General features: G+C 58.8%; 1 protein-coding gene and 1 tRNA gene. Both read right to left on the bottom strand.

All coding sequences use genetic code 11. From position 1 onward, the window contains the following. Nucleotides 1-80: 80 nt before the first annotated feature. Nucleotides 81-2096, bottom strand: coding sequence for an ATP-binding protein (locus tag CWC60_RS17105; RefSeq protein WP_206419993.1), 2016 nt, complete (start codon nucleotides 2094-2096; stop codon nucleotides 81-83). A gap of 67 nt (nucleotides 2097-2163) precedes the next feature. Continuing rightward, nucleotides 2164-2250: transfer RNA gene (locus tag CWC60_RS17100), tRNA-Leu, on the bottom strand. Nucleotides 2251-2382: the final 132 nt, after the last annotated feature.

Genomic DNA, 2382 nt, shown 5'->3' with positions numbered 1-2382 from the left:
CCCGACAGGATCATCGAAGCCGTCAAACGCGGGCACCAAGAGTTAGATTCGCTCCACTAGGACGAGGGCTGCGTCCTTGTTCAGGATACATGGGAGGAATCAACGTCCTCATATTCTTCCTCTTCTTCTGCCCATGATACACCTGACAAGTACTTCTCATAGGTCTTTCGAAGGTACCTAAGGGAGCTTTCCTTATCGACGTTCGCCTGTAAGTGCTCCTGCACAAACCGAATCCTAGACTTGCACTCCGAAAGGACCTCGGACCAGGTCTTGACCCACACTTCAATCTGGCCGTCGTCGGACTGAAAGATTAAGCCCCTCGGCTTATCCTTTTGGCGCGTCTCGTGCTGCGCGTACTCGTCCAAGTCGTTCGAGATGACCCAAAAACTCCACGTCGTATCAAGGTGCCGGAACCGTTCGTCCGCGGCGACTGCGAAGGCGTACGACTTGATCTGCGTGATCTCATTCGCCCCCACCTTTACGGACGGGCGCTTCAACTCGACGACGAGGTGCTCCCGTTCGTCCGCATGATTCCGCGGCACTGCCCTAGACAGCATGAGGTCAATGACCCCCTTCGAGCCATCCACGCGAGTCACCGGCTTGTCTATCACCAACTCGTCGCCGATCTGCTTGCGGTGTTTCCGTAGGACCTCTGTGAGGGACTGGTCATCAACGGTGAGGCTGAATTCCTCCCCGAATACCCAAGTATTATTTTCCGCCAGAATTCGATGGAGCTGGCTGCGCTCTTTTAGGTTCTTCCTTGTGTCTGGGTCGAACAGCAGAGCTTCTAGGCCCACGAGGAACTTTAGGCGGTCGGCGACCATTCTGGACGCGCTGATGACGTTCGCTAGGTCGGCTTCCTCCAGCAGTTTCGCGAGTTCCTTTTGCTTGCGCGGAGGGAGGTCCAAAACCTCCTTTAAAATGACCTGCAATTCCTCAGGGCCGCGCTCGATCGCTTGCCGTAGCATGCGCAACTGGAACGCCTTGGTCCGCCTGTCCGACTCCGAGAACTCCGGGAGGTGCCGGTTCACGTTGAGCGCGACGATGTCGAAGACCTTACGCTCGGCCTCCTCCACCGCTGATGCCGGCTCATTCTCGTACGGATAGACGCGCTCAGACTTCCACTGCTCGATTTCCGAGCGTGCCGCCTCGGCTTCCCGCTCGCGGAAGTGTGCCTTGATCGTATCCTGAGCCGACTCGTAGACGTCCTGGAGTGCGGGGTTCATCTCGGCGAGTTCGAGTGCCCCGCTCTCATGCAGTTCCGAGATATATTTGGATTTGATATAGGCGGAGAACTGGAACCCCGGCGTGTGGAACCGCGGCTGTTTGCGCTGGAGCGGGAATCCGTTCTCGCTGCAGAGGTAGACGACGCGCTCGGTCTGCGTCTTCCACTCGACCACCTCAAGCTCCACGGGATACGTTTGGCCGTCTTCCTCGATCGGACTGAGAGCGATCTTCTCTCGATTTTCGATCGACGCCGAAGGGTCGAGCTTAATGCCCTGATAGGAGATTGTGACGTCTGGGTAATCGCTGAGGTAGAGAGCGAAGATCTCCGAAAGTTCCTGGATGGCCCCGTCACCCTCAAGCGAGCGGAAGTCTCGGTGCAGTTCGGTCACGCGCACTTCAACCCCGGTGATGGCTCTGCCCGCCACCGGGGCGGGATCGGAGACCCGCACGTCGATTAGGTTGTCTCGGATCAGCGTGATGGTGTAGTGACCTAGCTGTCCGACGTCGTCCTCGAATGTCACCGACCAGTCCGCGACGCGGCCCAGCGCGAGCGCCTTGAACCGGCCCTTGCCTTCCTTACCATGCAGCATCCGGGACTTCGTCTTCGAGCGGCTGCCGTGTGCCTTCCAGGAGCCGCCGAGTTGGCCGAAAAGCCCCGGCACATCGTCGTGGGGGATGCCGTGCCCGTTGTCGCAGACCGTGATGGACTGCATGCCAAAACTGGTTGAATCGACCGTCACGTCCACCTGAGTGGCATCCGCATCGACAGCGTTCCAGACGAGCTCTGCGACGGCCTGCACGGGCCTCGCGTTCGCAAGCCTCTCCAAGTGATCCTCTTGGACCTCGACCTTGAAATGCGTCTCAGCCATCAAGATTCACCTTAGAACCGAATAAGAACACACGCAATCGAACGGCACGCTGAGCGATACAGGATTGTGGTCCGGGCGGCCGGGATCGAACCGGCACGGGCATTCGCCCAACAGATTTTAAGTCTGTTGCGTCTACCAATTCCGCCACGCCCGGTTGCCATGACGCCGGCGGGAAGCCTGCCCCCGCGCCCGCGATTTGCCAAGGGGGCCGAGTCCACTCCTAAGTCCTAGTGGAGCGAATCTAACTCTTGGTGCCCGCGTTTGACGGCTTCGATGATCCTGTCGG

It is taken from the genome of Minwuia thermotolerans (assembly GCF_002924445.1).
GTDB classification, from domain to species: domain Bacteria; phylum Pseudomonadota; class Alphaproteobacteria; order Minwuiales; family Minwuiaceae; genus Minwuia; species Minwuia thermotolerans.
Note: the sequence above shows the minus strand (reverse complement) of the source record. Positions and strands in the feature narration are given on the sequence as shown.